The sequence below is a fragment of the Modestobacter sp. I12A-02662 genome (assembly GCF_041028325.1).
Taxonomy (GTDB): domain Bacteria; phylum Actinomycetota; class Actinomycetes; order Mycobacteriales; family Geodermatophilaceae; genus Modestobacter.
The window spans coordinates 44225-65130 of the sequence record NZ_JABGDE010000003.1; the positions used below are offsets into that span (position 1 = coordinate 44225).

At 74.9% G+C, this 20906-nt stretch carries 19 protein-coding genes; 14 read left to right on the plus strand and 5 right to left on the minus strand.

What is annotated here, in order from left to right; translation table 11 throughout:
• Positions 1-129 precede the first annotated feature (129 nt).
• From HL189_RS03060 to HL189_RS03080, 5 genes are all read left to right on the plus strand, one after another.
• The gene (locus tag HL189_RS03060; RefSeq protein ID WP_369132234.1) at positions 130-1524 is read left to right on the plus strand and encodes a UbiD family decarboxylase; all 1395 of its coding nucleotides are present in this window, start codon (positions 130-132) and stop codon (positions 1522-1524) included.
• Positions 1517-2128, plus strand: coding sequence for a UbiX family flavin prenyltransferase (locus tag HL189_RS03065; RefSeq protein ID WP_369132235.1), 612 nt, complete (start codon positions 1517-1519; stop codon positions 2126-2128). Before HL189_RS03060 ends, HL189_RS03065 begins: the two co-directional genes overlap by 8 nt.
• A gap of 88 nt (positions 2129-2216) precedes the next feature.
• Positions 2217-3605, plus strand: a complete 1389-nt coding sequence (locus HL189_RS03070) for an MFS transporter (RefSeq protein WP_369132236.1) — start codon at positions 2217-2219, stop codon at positions 3603-3605.
• Between the two features lie 25 nt (positions 3606-3630).
• Complete coding sequence (locus HL189_RS03075; protein ID WP_369132237.1) at positions 3631-4404, plus strand: SDR family NAD(P)-dependent oxidoreductase; 774 nt, start codon at positions 3631-3633, stop codon at positions 4402-4404.
• Positions 4401-5786 carry an aldehyde dehydrogenase gene (locus tag HL189_RS03080; RefSeq protein WP_369132238.1) on the plus strand — a complete coding sequence of 462 codons (1386 nt, stop codon included), beginning with the start codon at positions 4401-4403 and terminating at the stop codon, positions 5784-5786. Before HL189_RS03075 ends, HL189_RS03080 begins: the two co-directional genes overlap by 4 nt.
• Before the next feature lie 25 nt (positions 5787-5811).
• Here HL189_RS03080 and HL189_RS03085 read toward each other — a convergent pair whose 3' ends face one another.
• The gene (locus HL189_RS03085; RefSeq protein WP_369132239.1) at positions 5812-6387 is read right to left on the minus strand and encodes a PadR family transcriptional regulator; all 576 of its coding nucleotides are present in this window, start codon (positions 6385-6387) and stop codon (positions 5812-5814) included.
• A gap of 87 nt (positions 6388-6474) precedes the next feature.
• Between HL189_RS03085 and HL189_RS03090 the strand changes: the two genes are divergently transcribed.
• Genes HL189_RS03090 through HL189_RS03110 form a run of 5 tightly spaced genes read left to right on the plus strand, consistent with a single transcriptional unit; the run spans position 6475 to position 13447 of the window.
• Positions 6475-7989 (plus strand): class I adenylate-forming enzyme family protein, encoded by a 1515-nt coding sequence (locus HL189_RS03090; RefSeq protein WP_369132624.1) that lies wholly within the window; start codon positions 6475-6477, stop codon positions 7987-7989.
• Positions 7982-10489 carry a xanthine dehydrogenase family protein molybdopterin-binding subunit gene (locus tag HL189_RS03095; RefSeq protein ID WP_369132240.1) on the plus strand — a complete coding sequence of 836 codons (2508 nt, stop codon included), beginning with the start codon at positions 7982-7984 and terminating at the stop codon, positions 10487-10489. The genes HL189_RS03090 and HL189_RS03095 overlap by 8 nt, the downstream gene beginning before the upstream one ends.
• Before the next feature lie 26 nt (positions 10490-10515).
• A complete protein-coding gene (locus HL189_RS03100; protein ID WP_369132241.1) occupies positions 10516-11295 on the plus strand; it encodes an enoyl-CoA hydratase/isomerase family protein in 780 nt (259 codons plus the stop codon).
• Between the two features lie 5 nt (positions 11296-11300).
• Positions 11301-12182 (plus strand): xanthine dehydrogenase family protein subunit M, encoded by an 882-nt coding sequence (locus HL189_RS03105; protein ID WP_369132242.1) that lies wholly within the window; start codon positions 11301-11303, stop codon positions 12180-12182.
• Positions 12179-13447 (plus strand): 2Fe-2S iron-sulfur cluster-binding protein, encoded by a 1269-nt coding sequence (locus HL189_RS03110; RefSeq protein ID WP_369132243.1) that lies wholly within the window; start codon positions 12179-12181, stop codon positions 13445-13447. Before HL189_RS03105 ends, HL189_RS03110 begins: the two co-directional genes overlap by 4 nt.
• Positions 13448-13476: 29 nt before the next feature.
• Here HL189_RS03110 and HL189_RS03115 read toward each other — a convergent pair whose 3' ends face one another.
• Complete coding sequence (locus HL189_RS03115) at positions 13477-14685, minus strand: cytochrome P450 (RefSeq protein ID WP_369132244.1); 1209 nt, start codon at positions 14683-14685, stop codon at positions 13477-13479.
• Positions 14686-14804: 119 nt separating this feature from the next.
• Here HL189_RS03115 and HL189_RS03120 point away from each other — a divergent pair, with 119 nt between their 5' ends.
• From HL189_RS03120 to HL189_RS03130, 3 genes are all read left to right on the plus strand, one after another.
• Complete coding sequence (locus tag HL189_RS03120) at positions 14805-15734, plus strand: DUF5926 family protein (protein WP_369132245.1); 930 nt, start codon at positions 14805-14807, stop codon at positions 15732-15734.
• Between the two features lie 72 nt (positions 15735-15806).
• Positions 15807-16784 (plus strand): cytochrome c oxidase assembly protein, encoded by a 978-nt coding sequence (locus HL189_RS03125; RefSeq protein ID WP_369132246.1) that lies wholly within the window; start codon positions 15807-15809, stop codon positions 16782-16784.
• Between the two features lie 39 nt (positions 16785-16823).
• Entirely contained in the window at positions 16824-17216 is a 393-nt protein-coding gene (locus HL189_RS03130; RefSeq protein WP_369132247.1) for a hypothetical protein, read from the plus strand.
• Between the two features lie 19 nt (positions 17217-17235).
• On the opposite strand, the gene HL189_RS03135 is transcribed toward HL189_RS03130, so the two are convergent.
• Positions 17236-17790: a sigma-70 family RNA polymerase sigma factor gene (locus HL189_RS03135; RefSeq protein WP_369132248.1), complete on the minus strand. Its 555-nt coding sequence runs from the start codon at positions 17788-17790 to the stop codon at positions 17236-17238.
• Positions 17791-17837: 47 nt separating this feature from the next.
• Here HL189_RS03135 and HL189_RS03140 point away from each other — a divergent pair, with 47 nt between their 5' ends.
• Positions 17838-18569 carry a zf-HC2 domain-containing protein gene (locus tag HL189_RS03140; RefSeq protein WP_369132249.1) on the plus strand — a complete coding sequence of 244 codons (732 nt, stop codon included), beginning with the start codon at positions 17838-17840 and terminating at the stop codon, positions 18567-18569.
• A 3-nt stretch (positions 18570-18572) separates the two neighbouring features.
• On the opposite strand, the gene HL189_RS03145 is transcribed toward HL189_RS03140, so the two are convergent.
• Positions 18573-19793, minus strand: a complete 1221-nt coding sequence (locus tag HL189_RS03145; protein ID WP_369132250.1) for an arginine deiminase — start codon at positions 19791-19793, stop codon at positions 18573-18575.
• A 50-nt stretch (positions 19794-19843) separates the two neighbouring features.
• Positions 19844-20890 carry a LacI family DNA-binding transcriptional regulator gene (locus HL189_RS03150; RefSeq protein ID WP_369132251.1) on the minus strand — a complete coding sequence of 349 codons (1047 nt, stop codon included), beginning with the start codon at positions 20888-20890 and terminating at the stop codon, positions 19844-19846.
• Between the last annotated feature and the right edge of the window lie 16 nt (positions 20891-20906).

Sequence of the window (20906 nt, forward strand, 5' to 3'; positions counted from 1 at the left end):
GCTCTCGGCCGCTGCGCGAGGGGACGCCTCTTGACGTGATCCGAGGCACACCCTACCGTTCACATCGTCCAAATCCGACGGTGCAGGACGGACGTTCGATTGTGCGCCACGGTTCCCTGAGGAGAGAGCGTGACGACGATCACGACGTGGCCGGAGCTCCCGGACCTGCGTGGCTGGCTGGCGCTGCTCGACCAGCAGGGCGACCTGCGCCGGCTCCGCGGCTCCATCGACGGCGACCAGGAGGTCGCGGCCGTCCTGACCCGGTGCGACGGCGTCTCGGCGGTGCTCTTCGAGGACGTCGACGGCGCGGCCTTCCCCCTGGTGGGGAACACGGTGTCGCAGCGCCGGCACTTCGCGCAGGCGATCCGCTGCGCCGACCAGGACGTCGTGCGCCGGCTGGCTGCGGCGATCGGCTCGCCCGCGCCGCTGACCGAGGTCGCGCCGGCCGACGCCCCGGTGGCCGAGGTGGAGGACGACGGCCCGGACCTGCTGTCGGACCTGCCGCTGCCGGTCCAGCACGAGCGCGACGGCGGCCGGTACGTCACCTCGGCGCTGCTCTGCGTCCAGGACCCCCGCAGCGGCCTCACCAACCTGTCGATCAACCGGCTGCAGGTCGCCGGCCCGCGCGAGCTGCGGGCCCTGCTGCTCCCCGGCCGGCTGCGCCAGGTCTTCGACGAGCACGAGTCCCGCGGGGAGGACCTCCCGGTGGCCCTGGTCATCGGCGTCGACCCGCTGCTGACGCTGGCATCGCAGGCCCCCGCGGAGGCCGGCATCGACGACCTCGGGGTGGCGAGCGCACTGCACCCCCGCCCCCTGGAGGTCGTCCGCCTGCCCGGGCACCCCACGCCGGTGCCCGCCCGCGCGGAGGTCGTCCTGCTCGGCCACCTGCGGGCCGGCCGCCGGGCGGAGGAGGGCCCCTTCGGGGAGTACCCGCGCACCTACGGGCCGGGTGGCCCGGCGCCGGTGCTGGAGCTGAGCCGGCGGTTCCGCCGCGCGCAGCCGATCGTGCAGACCATCCTGTCCGGCGGGCGCGAGCACTTCTGGGTCGGCGGGCTGCCGCGGGAGGCCCGGCTGATGACCGCCCTGGGGCGCGCGGGGGTGCCCGCCCGCGCCGTCCGGTTGACCGAGGCCGGCTCCTGCCGGATGCACGCCGTCGTCTCGGTGCGCCGGGCCGGCCCCGGGGCCGCGTTCCACGCGGCGATGGCGGTGTTCGCCGCGCTGGCCCCGGTCAAGCTGGTGGTGGTCGTCGACGACGACGTCGACGTCTTCGACGACGAGCAGGTCGGCTGGGCGGTGGCCACCCGGTTCCAGGCCGACACGGACCTCATGGTCGTGCCGCGGGTGCGCGGGGGCGGGCTGGACCCCTCCGCCGCCCCCGACGGGAGCACCGCCAAGCTGGCCCTCGACGCCACCGTCGGGCCCGCGGCCGCCGGTGAGCGGTACGCCGAGATGCGGTCGGCCGTCCGCGACCCCGGTCGGCTGGGCGCTCTGCTCGGCATGCTGGAGCCCGGGCTCCATGGCTGAGCCCACCCGTGTGGTCGTCGCGATCACCGGCGCCTCGGGGGCCGTGTACGGCGTCCGCGCGCTCGATCGGCTGGCCGAGGCCGGGATCGAGACGCACCTGGTGATGACCAGGTCCGGCATCGCGACGCTCAGCCACGAGACCGACCTCTCGGTGCAGAGCGTCCGCGACCGGGCGAGCGTCGTGCACTCGCCCAACGACCTCGGTGCGGCGATCTCCAGCGGGTCGTTCCGGGTCGCCGGCATGCTCGTCGCCCCGTGCAGCGTGCGGACGCTGTCCGGCATCGCGAACAGCTACGACGAGGACCTCGTCGTCCGCGCGGCCGACGTGACGCTCAAGGAGCGCCGGCGGCTGGTGCTGCTGCTCCGCGAGACGCCGCTGCACGCCGGCCACCTGCGGCTGATGGCCCAGGTCACCGAGGCCGGTGCCGTGGTCATGCCGCCGGTGCCGGCCTTCTACACCCGGCCGACGACGGTCGCCGAGATCGTCGACGACACCGTCAACCGCTCCCTGGACCTGCTCGGGCTCGACGTCGAGTACGAGCGCCGCTGGACGGGGGAGCGGGACCGGACCTGGCAGGAGCCGCGCCGAGGAGTCCCCCGATGACCGGCTCGCCCGCCCCGCCGTCCACCCGACCTCGCCCAGCCCTGATCGTCCCTCCACCGTCCGCCGCTCACGGAACCCGGTGACACCCATGTCGCAGCAGACCAGTCCGCCACCCGCCAAGTCGCCCCTCCCCGCCGCGTTCGCGTCGGTGATGGGGTGGGCCTTCGACCTGTTCGACCTGTTCATCCTGCTCTACGTCGCGGGGCCGGTCGGCGCCGCGATCTTCCCCGCGGAGAGCGAGACGCTGAGCCTGGCGCTCGTCTTCGCGTCCTTCGCGGTGAGCATCATCATGCGCCCCGGCGGTGCCGCCTTCTTCGGTGAGCTGGCCGACCGCATCGGCCGCAAGAAGATCATGGTCACCGTTCTGGCCGGCGTCGGGCTGTCCACCGCGGCGCTCGGCCTGGTACCCAGCTACGCGTCGATCGGGGTGGTCGCACCGATCATCTTCATCGCCATCCGGATCGTCCAGGGTCTGTTCGTCGGCGGGGTCACCGCCACGACGCACACCCTGGGCACCGAGAGCGTCCCGGCGAGGTACCGCGGCCTGATGAGCGGCCTGATCGGTGGCGGTGGCGCGGGCCTCGGCGCCGCGTTCGCCAGCATCGCCTTCATCGTGATCACCTGGATCTTCCCCGGCGACTCCTTCAACGGCTGGGGCTGGCGGGTCATGTTCTTCACCGGCCTGATCGGCGCGCTGCTGAGCCTGTTCGTGCTCCGCAAGGTCGAGGAGTCGCCGATGTGGCTGGAGGCCCAGGCGGAGGCCAAGGCGTCCGGGGTGAAGGCGCCCACCGAGAAGATGCGCTTCAAGGACCTGTTCGTCGGCAAGTACCGCGCCGTCACCTTCCTCAACATCGCCGTGGCGGCCGGCGCGGGAGCGCAGTACTACCTGACGTCGGGCTTCCTGCCGACCTACCTCGGCTCGGTGGTGGAGATGCCGGCCGGACCACGGGGGTGGGTGCTGCTCGTCGCGAGCCTCGTCGTCGTGGTCGCGGCCACCGGGGCCGGGGAGCTGAGCGAACGGCTCGGCCGGCGCAGGACGATGCTGCTCATCGGCGCGCTGAACGTGGTGCTCCTGCCGGCGGTCCTGCTGGTCCTGGCCAACATGGAGCCGTCGGGCACCGTGCAGATCCTGCTGCTGTCCTGCCTGCTGGCGTTCTTCGCCAACGCGGCGTACGCCCCGGTGATGATCTTCCTCAACGAGCGGTACCCCACCGCGATCCGCTCCCGGGGCACGGCGATCAGCTGGAACACCGGGTTCATGCTCGGCGGCCTGCTGCCCACCTTCGTGACCCTGCTCAGCCCGGCCGTCTCCGACATCCCCAGCCGCCTGACGATCTTCGTCGTCGGATCGGTCGTGGTGTTCCTGGTGGCCGTGGCCGCCAGCCCGGAGACGCGCGGCGCCCTCGACCGCCTGGCGCCGGTCGACACCGACGTCGAGTCCTCCCACCCCGGCACCGACTCCCCGACCCGCGGCTGACGCCGCCTTCGAGAGGACACCGCCCATGACCACACCACTCACCGACCGCGTCGTCCTGCTCACCGGTGTCACCGGCGACATCGGGGCGACCTACCTCACCGCGTTCACCGGCGCCGGCGCGCACGTCGTCGCCACCGACCTGCCCTCGGTCGAGGACGCCGGGCACCGGCTGGCCGCCGACGCCACGGCCGCCGGCCCCGGCCGCGCGGTCTTCGTGCCCTGCGACATCACCGACGGCGCCGCCGTGCAGCGCGCGGTGGACACCGCCACCAAGGAGTTCGGCGGCCTGCACAGCGTGGTGAACAACGCCGCCGTCTACCGCACGCTGGGCGGCAAGCGCCCGCTCGTCGAGCTCACCGAGGCCGACTGGGACCTCGTGCTGCGGGTCAACGTGGTCGGCACCTGGCAGGTCATCAAGGCCGCGGCGCCGGCACTGGCGGCCGGCGGGCAGGGACGCATCGTGAACATCGCCTCGGTGGTGTCCCGCAACGGCGCCCCGGGGTTCGCGCACTACGTCGCGTCCAAGGCGGCGGTCGAGGGGCTCACCCGCGCGGCCGCCCGGGAGCTCGGCGGCGACGGGACGACGGTCAACGCCGTCGCACCCGGCCTGGTCGACGACGAGGCCAGCCGCCAGCTCAACACGGGCGAGTACCTGGCGGTCGCGGCGAAGGCCCGCGCCATCCCCCGCGCCATGGTGCCCGACGACCTGGTCGGCGCGGTGACGTGGCTGGCCGGGCCGACGTCCGGCTTCGTCACCGGGCAGACCGTCGTGGTCGACGGCGGCGGGGTGTTCGTGTGACGACGGCCGAGCGGCTCCGGCCGGTCGCCCCGGCCACCCTCGAGGAACTGCCCGCCGTCGAGAGCGCCGGTGCCGCGCAGATCGAGACGGCGGTCGCCGCGGCGGCGGCGGGGATGTCCGGCCCGTGGCCCCGGGACCACCGGCGGCGGGCCGCCGTGCTGCACGCCTGGGCCGACCTCATCGCCGCCGAGACCGACGCCCTGGCGGCCGACCTGGTCCGGGAGACCGGCAAGCCGGCCGCCGAGGCCGCCCTCGAGATCGCCGGGAGCATCGACGCGCTGCGGTACAACTCGGGCCTGGCCCGCCTGCCGCTCGGGCGCGCGGGCAGCCTGCACGACGGGACCGAGGCCCACCTGGTCCGGGAGCCGGTCGGCCCGACGGTGTTCATCACCCCGTGGAACTGGCCGGTGCTCCTGCTCCTGCGCGACCTCGCGCCCGCCTTCGCGGTGGGGGTGACCGCGGTGGTCAAGCCGAGCCCGCAGACGGTGCACGTGACCAACCGGGTGGTGGCACTCGGTCACCGGGCGGGTGTCCCGGCCGACGCGCTGCAGGTCGTCCCCGGCGGTGCGGACGTCGGCTCGGCGCTGGTCCGCCACCCGGGTACGGCCGCGGTGGCCATCACCGGCTCCACCGCGGCCGGCCAGGCCGTGCTGCGCGACGCGGCGGAGACGATGACCCGGCCGCTGCTGGAGCTGGGCGGCAAGGCCTCCATGCTGGTGCTGCCCGACGCCGACCTGGAGGCCGCGCTCACCGCGGCCGGCCGGGCGTCGGTGATCACCAGCGGGCAGATGTGCATGGCCTGCACCCGGGTGCTCGTCCACCAGGACCAGCTGTCCCGGGCGCAGGAGCTGCTCGCGGCCGGGCTGACCCGGCTCGCCCCGGCGGACCCGCGCGACCGGTCCGCGGCGCTGGGCCCGCTGATCGGCCCCGCCGCCCTCGAGAAGGTGACCGGCTACCTCGACCTGGCCCGCCGGGACGCGCGGCTGGTCACCGGTGGCGAGGAGGTGCACCCGGACGGACTGCCCGGGCACTTCCTGACCCCGGCGCTGGTGACCGACGTCGAGGTGACCTCGCCGCTGGTCCAGGAGGACATCTTCGGGCCGGTGCTGATGCTGGAGTCCTACGCCTCGGAGGACGACGCGGTGGCGCTGTCCAACGGGACACCGTTCGGCCTGGCGGCCTCGGTGTGGTCCGGGGACACCGGCCGGGCGTTCGCGATCGCCCGGCAGCTCAAGGCGGGCACGGTGTGGGTCAACGGCTACAACCGGTCCTACGCGGAGATGCCCTCCGGTGGCATGCGGATGTCGGGGCTGGGTCGCACCCGCGGGCTGGAGGGCCTGGAGCAGTTCACCGAGCTCAAGCACATCCACCTGTCGCTGTGAGCCGGTCCCGCGCCCGGGGCGCCGGTCAGCTCTGCGGGTGCACCGCTGAGCTGGACGGCGGGGACTCCACGCCGTCCAGGTCCCGGGCCAGCGACGTCCAGAACCGCAGGGCGGCGTGCTCCATCTCCAGCCCCAGCCGGAGGGTCATCATCCGCGGCGCCACGCTGTCGACGGCGCCGTACCGCTTCTGCATGTCCTCGTAGACACGGATCCGCTGCTCGTGCTGCGCGATCTGCTCGCGGGCCAGCTGGCCGACGTTGGCCGGGTCGCCCAGCTCGTTGAAGAACAGCTTCAGCTCGGCGACGTCGCGGAGCTGGAAGTGCTCGTTGGTGGGGGCGGCCAGCCAGGCGCGCAGCTCGCGCAGCCCCTCGTCGGTGAGCGAGTACGTGCGCCGCCGCCGTCCGTCCCGCTCGCTGGACGCCGACAGCAGCCCCATCGCCTCCAGCCGCTGGGGCTCGGAGTACAACCCGGCGTGCGGGAAGACCCAGAAGTAGCCGATGGAGCGGTTGATCGCCCGCTTGAGGTCGTACGACGTCGAGGGGCCGCGCAGACCGATCATGCCGAGCACCACGTAGGACGTGGGGGACAACCGCTCGCTCACGTTGTCATCCTAACAATCCAAGATGTATGGTCTGACTTAGATCATTGTAGATCTGACCGGAGGCACCCAGTGGACCTGGCCACCGCCATGGCATGGACCGCGGAGCGACACCCCGACCGACGGGCCGTCGGCGGACCGCGGCCCATGACCTACCGCCAGTGGGACGCCCACACCAACCAGCTGGCCCGCGCGCTCACCGACCTGGGGGTGCGGCCGGGCGACCGGGTCGCCCTGTCGCTGGCCGGCGGCGAGCCGCTGGCCAGTCTCCACCTGGCCGTGCAGAAGGCCGGGGCGGTCTCCGTGCCGCTGTCCACCCGGCTGTCGGTCGACGAGTTCGCCTACTGCCTCGGCGACGCCGAGCCGGCGCTCCTGGTCACCGATCCGTCGACGGCGCCGACCGCCGCGGGCGCCGGGGCCGGGGCCGGCGTACCGCACCGGGACGTCGCCGAGCTGCGCACCGACGGCCTGCCCGACGGCCCGCTGGGCTCCCGGCCCGCCGAGGGCGACACCAGCGTGATGCTCTACACCTCGGGGACCACCGGCCGGCCGAAGGGGGTGCCCCGGTCGCACCGCGCCGAGCACACCGCCGCCGTCGCCCACCTGGTGCAGGCCCAGCTGCGCCAGGGTGAGGTGGTGCTCGGGGTGATGCCGATGTTCCACACCATGGGCCTGCGCAGCCTGCTCGCCAGCGTGGTCTGCGGTGGCACCTGGGTGCCCCAGGCGAGGTTCGACGCCGCCGAGTCGGTCCAGCTGATCCGCGACGAGGGCGTCACCGCGCTGTACCTGGTGCCGACCATCTACTGGTCGCTGCTGCGCGAGGACGGGTTCGACGCCGGAACCGGCCTCGACCGGCTGGCCTACGCCGGCGCGGCGATGACCCCGGCACTGGCCGAGGAGCTGGTCGACCGGCTGCGGCCCCAGGCGCTGGTCAACCACTACGGCAGCACCGAGATCTACACCTTCACCATCGGTCCGGAGGGCGCCCGCAAGCCCGGCTGCGCGGGGCGCGCCGGCATCTTCTCCCGGGTCCGGCTGGTCGAGCCGGAGGTCGGCGCGCACCCCGACGCGGTGGTCGCGCCCGGCGAGCAGGGCCAGGTCATCGTGTCGATGGACAGCCCCGAGGCGTTCACCGGCTACTGGAAGCGCCCGGACGCCGACGCCAAGTCCATCCGGGACGGCTGGTACTACACCGGCGACCTCGCCACCGCCGACGAGGAGGGCGACCTGTGGGTCGCCGGCCGCGTCGACGACATGATCAACTCCGGCGGGGAGAACATCTACCCGGACGAGATCGAGGCCGCCCTGGTGCGCTGCCCGGCCGTCGCCGACGTCTGCGTCGTCGGCCTGCCGCACCCGCGCTGGGGCAGCGCGGTCACCGCCTTCGTCGTGCCGGCCGACGGCATCGCCCCGGCCGAGGCGCTCCGCGAGCTGGAGCGCCACCTGCCCGGCGCCAGCGGGCTGCCGTCCCTCAAACGGCCCAAGCGGGCCATCGCCGTCGCGGCCATCCCCCGCTCGGCGGTCGGCAAGACCCTGCGCCGCACCCTGACCGCCGGGGACTACGAACCCCTGGCCGAGCTGGAACTCGGAGGCAACCGTGCCTGACCAGACCACCGCCGGCTCGACCGTCGTCCCGGAGGAGGCCGCCCCGAGCGACGCGGCCACCCCGAGCGAGCACACCGGGGGTCCCACCGCGCCGCGCTGGACGCCCAGCCGCGTGGAGGACGCGCCCCTCCTCACCGGGCAGGGCGGCTTCCTGGACGACCTGGACCCGCTGCCGGGCACCCTCACCGCCGCGGTCGTCCGCAGCCCGCACCCGCACGCCCGGATCACGCGGGTCGACCTGGGCCGGGCCCGCCGGCACCCCGGGGTGACCGCGGTCATCGGCCCCGAGGAGGTGCTGGCCGCGTTGCGGCCGTTCCCGCTGTCGGTCAGCACCGACATGCCGTACTACCCCACCGGCACGGACAAGGTGCGGTACGTGGGTGAGCCGGTGGCCGTCGTCGTCGCCGCCGACCGGTACGTCGCCGAGGACGCCGCCGAGCTGGTCGAGGTCGACTACGAGCTGCTCGACCCGGTGATCGGCATCCGTCCGGCGCTGGCGGCGGACGCCCCGCTGCTGCACGAGGCCCAGGGGTCGAACGTCGCCACCGACCGCACGTTCACCTTCGGCGAGGTCGACCGGGCCTTCGCGGAGGCCGACCACGTGGTCGTCGGCGAGTACGACTTCCCGCGGTACTCCGGGGCGCCGATGGAGTGCTACTCGGTCATCGCGAACTGGACGGAGGACTCCGCGGGCCCGGCGATCGAGGCGTGGGCCAACTTCCACGGCCCCTTCACCATGGTCCCCGTCATGTCCGGCGCGCTCGGCATCCCGACCTCCCGGGTGCGCCTGCACGTGCCGGCCGACATCGGCGGCAGCTTCGGCATCAAGGCCGGCATCTACCCCTACGTGGTGCTCATGGCGCTGGCCTCCAAGCACGCCCGGACGCCGGTGCGCTGGTCGGAGGACCGGGTCGAGCACCTGCTGGCCAGCTCGTCCGGGGCCGACCGGATGATGCGGTTCGAGGCGGCGGTCCGGGCCGACGGCACGGTCACGGCGCTGCGCACCGACCTGGTCGACAACGTGGGCGCCTACATGCGCCCGCCGGAACCCAGCACCCTCTACCGGTGCTACGGCAACATCACCGGTGCGTACCGGATCCCGGCGGTGCAGATCCGGGCCCGCGCCGTCGTCACCAACACGATGCCCACCGGGCTCATCCGCGGCTTCGGCGGCCAGCAGCTCTACTTCGGCCTGGAGCGGCTGATGGACGACATCGCCGCCCGCACCGGGCTGGACGTCGTCGACCTGCGGTGCCGCAACCTCGTGCCGGCCGACGCGTTCCCCTACGAGACGCCGACCGGTGGGGTGTACGACTCGGGGGACTACCAGCAGGCGGTGGACCTGGCCGTGCGGAACGCCGACCTGCCGGAGCTGCGCCGCCGGCAGGCCGAGGCCCGCGCCCGGGGCGAGCTGTACGGCATCGGCATCGCCGCGGTGGTGGACCCCTCCGGCACCAACATCGGCTACGTCGGTCTAGCCGTCCCACCGGACCAGCGCAAGGCCGGGCGGGACAAGTCGGGTTCCACCGAGCACGTCCGGGTCAGCGTCGACATCCAGGGCGTCGTGACGGTGATGCTGGGCAGCGTCCCGCAGGGCCAGGGCCACGCCTCCACCGCCCGGCAGCTCGCGGCCCGGCGGCTCGGCGTGCCCGAGGAGCAGGTCCGGGTCGTCATCGACATGGACACGGCGACCACACCGTGGACGGTCACCACCGGCAGCTACTCCTCCCGGTTCGCCCCCCTGGTCACCAGTGCGGTCATCGAGGGGTGCGACCGCATCGCCCGGACCATCCGGTCGGCCGGGAGCGTGCTCCTCGGGGTGGACCCCGACGAGCTGGAGCTGGCCGAGGGCACGGTGCGGCTGAAGAGCGACCCCGGCCGGTCGGCCCAGTTCCGGCATGCGGCCGGTGTCGTGCACTGGGACCCGGGGGCACTGCCCGAGGGCACCTCGGCCCGCCTCTACGAGGAGGCGGCGTTCACGCCCCGGAGCGCGCGGACCGCCACCAAGGACGAGAAGATCAACTCCAGCCTCTGCTACGGCTTCGTGGTGGAGCTGGTGGCCCTCCGGATCGATCCGGACACCCTGGAGATCCGCATCGAGCAGGTGTCCAGCGTCCACGACGCCGGCACCGTGCTGAACCAGACCTTCGTCGACGGGCAGGTGTACGGCGCCCTCACCCAGGCCCTCGGCGGGGCGATGTACGAGGAGTTCACCTACTCCGCGGGCGGCCAGCCGACCGCGGCCACCTTCCTGGACTACCTCTGCCCGACGACGGCGGAGGCGGGTTTCCCGCTGGTCACCGACCACGTGGTCTCGCCCTCCCCGCTGACCGCGCTGGGCGCCAAGGGCTGCGGCGAGGGCAGCTCCATGAGCTTCCCGGTCGCCCTGGCGAACGCCGTCTCCGACGCGCTCGCCCCGCACGGGCTCCGGATCGACTCGCTGCCCGTGCACGGCAACGTCCTGCACGACCTGCTCGACGGCGTCCGCCGTCCGGCCTGACCCGACACCCGACCAAGGAGCTCCGTATGCCCACCACCGGTGGAGACGTCCTGCTCGACCACGGACACGACGGCCAGGTGGCCTACCTGACCCTGTCCCACGGCGGGTACACGATCGTGACGATGGAGATGCGGGCCAGGATGGCCGAGCGGTTCGCCGAGATCGACCGGGACAGCAACGTGCGCGCCGTGGTCGTCCGCTCGGACGGCAAGCACTTCACCTCGGGCGGGGACATCGCCGGCTTCATGGAGGTCGACCCGATCGACCTGACCGACCTCGGGCAGGACGTCACCGCGCCCGCCCGCAGCGCCAAGCCGGTCGTCGTCGCCGTGGACGGCTACTGCTTCGGTGTCGGTCTGGAGCTGGCCCTCTCCTGCGACATCCGGCTGGCCACCGAGCGCAGCGAGTTCGCGCTGCCGGAGATGAACCTCGGCATGATCCCGGGCAGCGGCGGCACCCAGCGGCTGTCCCGGCTGATCGGCCTGTCCCGGGCCAAGTACCACATCCTCACCGCCACCCGGATCAAGGCGCAGCAGGCGCTGGACTGGGGACTGGTCGCCGAGCTGTACCCGGACCGGGCCGCGCTCGACGAGGGCGTCGAGAAGCTGGTCGGCAAGCTGATCGGCTTCAGCCCGGCGGCCCTGCGCACCGGCAAGGAGGTCCTCGACCGGGGCATCGACGGGCCGCTGTACACCGGCATCGAGCTGGAGCGGAAGGCGTACTCGATGCTGCGGGCGACGCAGGACTTCGCCGAGGGCGTCAAGGCCTTCGGGGAGAAGCGCAAGCCGACCTTCACGGGGCGCTGAGCACGATGAAGGCAGCCCCGTTCGCCTACGTCCGCCCCGCCACCCTGGACGACGCCGTCGCAGAGCTCGCCGCCACCGACGGCGACGGCAAGGTGCTGGCCGGGGGCCAGTCCCTGGTGCCGGTGCTGGCCATGCGCCTGGGGCGTCCCGGGACGCTGGTCGACATCAACGGCGCCTCGGGGCTGGACACCATCGACCGGCGCGGCGACGTCCTCCGGGTCGGCGCCACCGCCCGCCAGCGGCAGCTGGAGCGCAGCCCCGCTGCCCGCGACGTCCCCCTGCTCGGCCTCGCGCTGCCGTTCGTGGGCCACCGTGAGCTGCGCAGCCGGGGAACCGTCTGCGGCAGCCTGGCGCACGCCGATCCCGGGGCGGAGCTCCCCGCCGTCGCGTCCTGCCTCGGCGCCACGCTGGAGGTCACCGGCCCGGCCGGGCGACGGACGGTCCCCGCCGAGGCGTTCTTCCAGGGCGCGATGACCACCTCGGTCGGCGTCGACGAGATCCTGACCGCCGCGGAGTTCCCGGTGGCCGGCCCCGGCGACGGGTACGGGTTCGCCGAGATCGCCCGCCGGCACGGCGACTTCGCCCTGGCCGGCGTCGTCGCCCGGGTCCGCTCGGCCGGCGGCGCGGTGCAGGAGGCGGTGCTCAGCGGGTTCGGCGTCTCCGACCGCGCGCAGACCCGGGACGTCGCCGAGCTCGTCCGGGCGGCGGCGGGGGAGCCGGACGTCGAGTCCGCCCTGCGCCCCGGCACCGAGGAGCTCGCCCGGGACGTCGTGGACACCTCCGGCGACGCGCACGGCTCGCAGGGCTACCGCCGCCGGCTGTTCGCCGTCCTCGCCGCCCGCGAGCTCGCCCGGGCGCTCACCCGATCCACCGGAGGCCGACCGTGACCACCATCCCGACGTCCGGCACCACCCGCCGGGCACCCCAGCGGCCGGTGAAGGCCGCCGCCGACGAGCTCGTCGACGTCTCCTTCACCGTCAACGGGACGCCGGTCACCATCGCGGTGCCCGCCCGGATGCACCTGGCCGACGCGCTGCGGGCACACCTGGGGCTGTCCGGCACGCACCTCGGCTGCGAGCACGGCGTGTGCGGCATGTGCACCGTGCTGATCGACGGCGACGCCGCCCGGGCCTGCCTGGTCTTCGCCGTCCAGGCCGAGGGCACCGACGTCGTCACCGTCGAGGGGCTGGGCACCCAGGACGAGCAGCACCCCCTGCAGCAGGCGTTCAGCCACCACCACGCGCTGCAGTGCGGGTTCTGCACGCCCGGGTTCCTGATGAGTTCCTACGACCTGCTGTCCCACGGCGAGGGCGAGCTCGACCCGGAGACGCTCCCGGAGGAGCTGTCCGGGGTGATCTGCCGCTGCACGGGCTACCGCGGCATCCTCGCCGCGGTGGCCGACGTCGCGGAGGCGCACCCGGACGGCATCCCGGCGCCGCTCAACTGCGCGCCGCGCACCCTGGTGGGCCGCGGCGGGGCCGCGCAGGCGCCGGCGGCACCCGACGCCGGCCCCGAGGGCGACGTGGCGGAGCAGGCGCCGACCGAGCTGACCCGGCCGACCGGGACGCCGACGATCACCGTCGAGGTGCGGCGCGAGCTGACCAGCCCGGTTGGGGACGTCTGGGCGGTGATGGACGACGTCGACCGGCTGGCGCGCTGCCTGCCCGGCGCGGAGATGACCGCCGACCTGGGCGGCGACCGGTACGCCGGCCGGGCGAAGGTCGCCCTGGGCCCCGTGCGGTTGGCGTTCGAGGGCCTCGCGCAGATCGTCGAGCGGGACGCCGACGGGCACCGGCTGAGCCTGCTGGCGCAGGGAGCGGACACCGGCGGCAACCGGACGGCCGCCGACATCGACCTGCGGGCCACCGCGGCACCCGATGGGGGCACGGTGCTGGTGGCCGAGGCGGCGGTCTTCCTCTCCGGGCGGATCGCGCAGTTCGGCCGGGCGCTGGCCGGCGACGTCAGCCAGCGGTTGTTCGAGCAGTTCGCCGACGCCGTCGACGAGACCGCCCGCACCGGGGTCGCCCCTGAGGTCGGGGCGGGGCCGAGCGCGCTGGCCATCGGGGTGCAGGCCGTGCTGGCCGGCGTCCGCCGCCGGGTGGCCGGCCTGCGGGCCGCGGTCCAGGGGGCGCTGGCGCGCCGTCGCCGCTGAGCGGTGTGCTCGGGGGCGGTCCCGCGCGCTCAGGGGGTCAGGACGACGGGCAGCTCCCGCAGGCCGCGGATGACGAACTCCGGACGGCGCCGCGCGGGGCCGCCGAGCTCCAGCCGCGACGTGCGCGACAGCAGCGCACCGAACGACGCCTGCAGCTCCACCCGGGCCAGCGGCGCACCGAGGCAGAAGTGCACCCCCGCACCGAAGGTGATGTGCGGGTTGTCGGTGCGGCCGACGTCCAGCGTGTCCGGGTCGGCGAAGACGGCCGGGTCCCGGTTGGCGCTGCCGAGCAGGGCGGCGATCTTCTGGCCGGCCCGCAGGGTGGCCCCGCCGATCTCGACGTCGGCGGTCGCGGTGCGCTCGAACAGCTGCAGCGGCGAGTCGAAGCGCATGAGCTCCTCGATCGCGGTCGGCAGCAGGCCCGGGTCCGCGCGCAGCCGGGCGAGCTCCCCGGGGTGCTCCAGCAGCGCCAGCAGGCCGTTGCCGGACACGTTGACCGTCGCCTCGTGCCCGGCGTTGAGCAGCAGGATGCAGGTGGTGACCAGCTCGTCCTCGGTGAGCCGGTCGCCGTCGGAGTCGCGGACGGTCACCAGGTGGGTGAGCAGGTCCTCACCGGGCGAGCGGCGGCGGTCGGCGGCGAGGTCGCGCAGGTAGGCGACGAACTCGGCGGCGGCGCGCTCCGCGGCGTCCTCGACCTGCGTCGTCCGGCCGTACTCGTACATCTTCACGATCGCGTTGGACCACGGCCGCAGCAGCGGCCGGTCGGCCGCGGGGACGCCGAGCAGCTCGGCGATGACCGCGACCGGCAGCTCCTCGGCCATCCCGGAGAGGACGTCGACCGGCGTGCTGCCGCCGGAGCGCTCCACCAGCCGGTCGACCAGCGAGTCGGCGAGCTCCTGCACCCAGGGCCGCAGCCGCTCGACGTGCCCGCGGGCGAATGCGGCGCTGACCAGCCGGCGCAGCCGGGTGTGCTCCGGCGGCTCCATCTCCAGGATCGCGTTGCGGTGGATCAGGTTGAAGCTGTCCAACCGCTCCCCGGGCTCCTCGTCCCGCCAGATCCGGCCCAGGCGGCGGTTCCGGAGCACCGCGTCGGCCTCCGCGTGCGTGAACGCCAGCCACAGGCCGAGCGGCTCGTCCCACTGGACCGGCGCCGCGGCCCGGGCCCGGGCGAAGGCGGGGTAGGGATCGGCCACCACGGCCGGGTCGGTCAGGTCCAGCGGCGGCGGTGCGAGCGTCACACCCGGAGCCTATTCAGGGACAACCTCGCCCGAACTCGCGGCAGACGGCCCCTCGCAGGGCCCGGCCGCGAGCCTGCGAGGGGCGGGGGGCGAGGGGGTCCTTTGTTTACGCTGACCCCATGGCCCGTTCCGCGACCCGCCGTCCCGCCGCCCCCGCCTCGGGCGAGGTGAACCCGAAGGCGCCGTGCCCCTGCGGCTCCGGCCGCCGGTACAAGCACTGCCACGGCTCGGGCTACGCACCGCCGGTCCGCCGGCCGTTCGAGGGGCTGCCCGGCGAGCCCGACTGGGTGGCGCTGCGCGAGCTCGTCCCGGCCGCGACGGCCACGCTGACCACCACCTCCGGCCGCACGGCCACGCTGGCCAGCGTGCTGCCCGGTGGCACGCCCGCCCTGGTCCGCGCGAACGGCGAGGTGCTCCTGGGGGTGCAGCTGGCGACGTCGTCCGACGACGTCAGCCGCGACCTGGGGACGGCGCTCGCCGCCGCGCTCGAGGCGCCCGCCGGCGCTCCGGTCGACCCGGGCCCGGTCGGCGGCGCCGGGTCCGCCGGCCCGCGGCTGCAGGAGCTGCTCGACCTGACCGCGCCGTTCGAGGTCACCGTGCACGAGGACTTCGGGTTCTGGCTGGAGGGCGCCCAGGTCGACGCGGCCGCCCGGGCCGGGCTCGAGCAGGCCAACCAGATGATCATGCCGACGGTCCGGCTGGCGGGCCTGGAGGCGGCCTACTGGTGCCGGCCCAGCGACGACCGCGCGCACGTCCGGTGGGTGCGGCCGGAGCCGGAGGAGCAGCTGCTCGACGCGCTGGCCCGGCTCTCGGCCGGCGGGGAGCTGCTCCTCGGGGAGGGGACCCGGTACGCCGGCGCCTTCCGCGCGCTGGGCCTCGTCGTCCCGGTGTGGGACGTGCCCGCCGACGTGCCGGGTGCCGACTGGGCCGGCCCCGCGACGGAGCTGCAGTCGCGGCTGGAGGCGGCGCTGGCCGTCGACACCCCGCTGACCGCCGACGAGCGGCGGGCCCGCGCGGGCCTGCTGTCCCGCCAGGTCACCCTGCGCTGACGTACGGCCCACGGTGGGCGGCCCGGCCGCTTACCGTGGGCTGGGCACGGCGCGGTACGAGGAGGAACTGACGTGGGACACGAGCACGGCGGCATGCACCTGCCGGAGCTGCCGCCGACGACCGGCCGGGTGCTGGCCCTCGACCTGGGAGCGGCGTCCCCGGTCGCCTGGCTGGCGGTCCTGCTCGCCGTCGCCTACGCGGTCGGGTTGTGGCGGCTGCACGCCCGCCGGGTGCGGTGGCGGCCGCTCCGCACGGTGGCCTGGATGGCCGGCTGCGCGAGCCTGTTCCACGTCTGCGCCAGCGGCCTGCAGACCTACGGCATGGCCATGTTCAGCCTGCACATGGTGCAGCACATGGTGCTGACCATGATCACCCCGCTGCTGCTGCTCCTCGGGGCCCCGGTCACGCTCGCGCTGCGCGCCCTGCCGACGTCCCGCGGGCCGGCGGGCATGCCGCGCCGGCTGCTGCTGAGCGGGCTGCACAGCCGGCTCGGCCGGTTCGTCTCGCACCCGCTGTTCACCGTGCCGCTGTTCGTCGCCAGCCTCTACGGCGTCTACTTCACGCCGGTCTTCGACGACCTGATGAGCACCGTGCCGGGGCACACCTTCATGCTGCTGCACTTCCTGGTGACCGGGCTGCTGTTCTTCGGCCCGATCCTCGCCGTGGACCCGTGGCCGCGGCGGGCCGGGTACGGCGGTCGGATGCTCGAGCTGCTGCTGCCCGCGCCGTTCCACGCGTTCTTCGGCGTCGCGGTGATGATGAGCAGCAGCATCCTGCTCACCAGCTACGCGAACCCGCCGGCGTCCTGGGGGGTCGACCCGCTGTACGACCAGGGCGCGGCCGGCGGCATCGCCTGGTCCTTCGGTGAGTTCCCGACGGTCCTGGTGCTCGCGGTGGTGTTCTTCCAGTGGTCGCGGTCGGAGGACCGGGCCTCGCGGGCGGAGGAGCGGGCGCGGGACCGGGCGATCGCCCGCGGCGGGACCGGCGAGGACCCGGAGCTGGCCGCCTACAACGAGCGCCTCCGCCGGCTGGCCGCGCAGAACCCCTGACGCTTCCCTGCTCCGCCGATCCGGGGTAGGAGTTGGCCCGTGACCTCCGTGGCCCGACTGGTCGACGACCTCGCCGGCGAGGGAACGCACCTCGAGCGGGACGGCTCGACCGGGGCGTTGCTCGTGCGGTCCCACAACGGCCGACCCGTGGACCCGGCGATCATCCTGGAGGTGCCCGAGGAGGAGTTCGCTCGGCTCCTGGCTCCGTCGTCCGAGGATGCCGGCATCGTGTTCCCCGACGTGGACCCGACCACGGCGGCGTATCGGATCTTCCTCGTCAACCTGGAGGAGGAACTGGCCACCAAGGCGATGCCGGGATCACGGATCACCATCCACGGTGGTGGGCTCCGGACACGTCCCGAACGCCCCGTCGCGACGGGGGACCTGCCCGGCTCGGATGGCTGCACGTGGAAAGCCCACCGTCGTCCGTGAGACGCCGGGGATCCCTCCGTCAGGAGGGGCGGCGGGTCCGGGGGTGGTCGGCGGCGACGAGGGCCTCGACCAGGTCGGCGCGGGCCCGGGCGACCCGGGAGCGGATCGTGCCCACCGGGCAGCCGACCACCTCGGCGGCCTCGGCGTAGGGCAGCCCGATCAGCTGGGTGAGCACGAAGGCCTCCCGGCGCTCGGGCTCCAGCCGGTCGAGCACGTCCTGCGCGGCGACGGTCCCGCCCACCTCGTCGAGCGGGACGTCGCGGACCAGGGCGCCCAGGTCGGTGTCCTCGCCCACCAGGACCAGCGGACGGCGGGCCCGGCGGCGCAGGTGGTCGGCGCACACCCGGCGGGCGATCGACAGCAGCCAGGTGCGCACGCCGGAGCGGCCCTCGAAGCGGCGCAGCGCCGGCAGCGCACGCAGGTAGGTCTCCTGGGTGAGGTCCTCGGCGACCTGCCGGTCGGCCAGGTGGGCGCACAGCCGCCACACGTCGGCCTGGGTCTCCCGGATCAGCGCCGCCTGCGCCGCCACGTCGCCCGCGGCCGCCTGGGCCGCGAGACGTTCCAGCTGTCCCACGACCACCCTCCGGGAACTCCGTGTCCGTCGGTGGCGACTATGCCAGCGTGTCCTGTGAACCCTTCCGCGAGGCGGTGTCGGCCGGGCTCGACGGCGAGTCCCCGGGCGTGCCGCAGCGCTGGGTCGACGAGCACCTGACCAGCTGCGGCGCCTGCCGGAACTGGGCGGAGGCCGCGGCCGAGGTGACCCGCCGGGCCCGGCTCACCCCGGCGGCCCCGGTGCCCGACGTCGCCGCCGCGGTGCTCGACCGGCTGCCCCGCCGCCGGGTGTCGCTGCGCGGGCCCGGCGTGGACGCCGCCCTCCGGCTGACCCTGCTGGCCGTGGGTGCCGGGCAGCTCGCCGTCGGACTGCCGCCGTTCCTGGGCGGGGGCGCGTCCCACGTGGCGCACGAGACCGGTGCCTGGAACCTCGGGCTGGCGGCCTGCTTCCTCGTCGTCGCCGTCCGGCCCCGGCTGGCCGCGGGGGCGCTGCCGTTCCTGCTCTCGTTCACCGTCGTCCTGGTCGCCGTGACGCTCGCCGACCTTGGCTCCGGAGCCGTGCACGCCGGCCGGGCCGGGCTCCACCTGCTGCTCGTCGGCGGCGCGGTGCTGGTCAGCGCGCTCGCCGTACGCGGACGGACGCCGGGCCGCGGGCCCCGCGGTGTCCTGCGGGCGTGGGCCGGCCGGTGGTCCGCCGGCCGGGCAGCCGTGTCGGCCCAGGCGACCTCGGCCGCCCCGGGCGTCCGCCGGTTGCCCGCCGACCCGGCCGCCCGGCACCATGCGGAGCCGCACGCCGCCTGAGGGTCAGGGCAGCGGGTCGCGGAGCACCGGGCAGGACATGCAGCGCGGCCCGCCGCGGCCGCTGCCGAGCTCGGACCCGGCGATCGCCACCACCTCGATGCCGGCTGCCTCCAGGGCGGCGTTGGTGACGGTGTTGCGCTCGTAGGCCACCGCCAGCCGGGGGGCGAGCGCGAGGGTGTTGTTGCCGTCGTCCCACTGCTCGCGTTCCGCGGTCACCGGGTCCAGGCCGGTGTCGATGAGCCGCAGCCGGTCGCTGCCCATCGCCTGCGCCGCCGCCTCCAGGAACGGCCGGGGGCCGCGGACGGTCAGCTCCACGGTGTCCGCCTCGTCGGGCAGGTCGTCGTGGGCGGTGACGGTCCAGGCCTGCAGGTGGTCGGCGACCGCCGGGTACATGACCAGCGCGTCGACGTCGACCATCGTGCAGATGGTGTCCAGGTGCATCGTGGCGCGCTGCTGCGCGATGGGGACGACGAGCACCGTGTGCGCCAGCCCGCGGGCGAACACCCGGCGGGCCAGCCGCTCGGCGCCGCCCGCCGTCGTCCGCTCGCCCACCCCGACGGCGACCACCCCGGGCCCGAGCAGGAGCACGTCACCGCCCTCCAGGTGCTCCAGCGAGGCGTCGTAGAGCTGCTCGGTCCCGGAGAAGCGCGGGTGGTGGGTGTAGACGGCGCGGGTGAGCACGCTCTCCCGGGCGCGGGCCGGCATCGCGAGCGAGGTCACCGCCACCTCGTCCCCCACCCACACCGACGAGTCGCGGGTGAACAGCAGGTTGGGCAGCGGCGGGACGACGAAGTCCCCGCGCCGCATCAGCTGGTAGGCCAGCCCCCGGCCGCCGCGCAGCTCGTCGTGCGCGACACCGGTGATCAGCGCCTGGGCGAGGTCCTCGGCGGACAGCCCCTCGAGGTGCGCGGTGGTCGCGTGCCGCAGGGTCGCCCCCAGCCGAGGGTCGTCGACCGCGGCGGCGATGGACGTCTCCCGCGCGGCGGGCACGCCCATCACCTCGGCCAGCAGCCGGTCGAGGTACAGCACCTCGACGCCCCGCTCGGTGAGCGCCGCGGCGAAGGCGTCGTGCTCGTCCTGCGCGCGGGCGACCCACGGCACGCCGTCGAACAGCAGCTCGTCGTTGTTGCGCGGAGTGAGCCGGCGCAGCTCCGCCCCCGGCCGGTGCAGCAGCACGGTGCGCAGCCGGCCGACCTCGCTGGTCACCTCGTACCCGGCGGTCATGCTCCGAGGGTGCTCGATCTTGGTCGGCGCGGCCACCCCACCCGGCGGGCTCACCCCGCGGGCGGGGCGCCGTCCCCGCCCCGCACGGCGGTCGAGGCGCGCACGACCAGCCGGGACGGCACGACCACCGGCGGCCCCTCGAACCAGGTGGTGCCGCCGGCGATCCGGTCCAGCAGCAGGTCGACGCACCGTCGTCCCACCTCGGGGAAGTCCTGCCGCACCGTGGTCAGCGGCGGGCGCAGGAACTCGGCCTCGGCCATGTCGTCGAAGCCCACGACGCTCACCTGCCCCGGGACGTCGACGCCGGCCTCGGCGAGCGCCCGCAGCATCCCGAGGGCCATGTGGTCGTTGGCCGCGAACACCGCGGTCGCCTCCGGCTGCTCGGCCACCAGGCGCAGGCCCGCCTCGTAGCCGGACCGGGGGCTCCAGTCGCCGGCCAGCACGGGCGGCAGGTCGAGGCCGGCCGCGGACATCGCCTGGCGCCAGCCCCTCAGCCGGGCGTCGGCCTCGATCCAGTCCTCGCGGCCGGAGACGTGCACCACGTGCCGGTGGCCGAGCTCGATCAGGTGCCGGGTGGCCTGGATGGCGCCGTCCACCTGGTCGATGACCACCGCCGGGATCCCCGGCGCCGCGCCGCCCTCGACCGCCACCGCCGGCAGGTCGGCGGGCAGGCCGGCCATCACCCGCACCTGGGCGCGCTGGGGGGCCAGGACCACCACGCCGGTCACCGACTGCTCGAGCAGCCGCTCGACCGCGTCGGCGAAGGCGTCCTCGTCGGGGTCGGGCACGGTGACCACGCTGACGTGGTAGCCCCGCGCCCGGGCCGCCTCCTCGATGCTGAACAACGTGCTGGCCGGCCCGTACAGGGTGGTGTCGAACGCGACCACGCCGATCGTGTCGGTCCGCCGGGTCGCCAGGGCCCGGGCGGTGAGGTTGCGCCGGTAGCCCAGCTTCTCCATCGCCGCGAGCACCCGCTCGCGGGTCTCCTCGCGCACGTGCGGGTGCCCGTTGACCACCCGCGACACCGTCTGGTGGGAGACGCCGGCCAGCTGGGCGACATCGGTCATCACCGCCGGCCGGCTGGCCCGTGCCGACATGGGCCCTCCTCCCGCC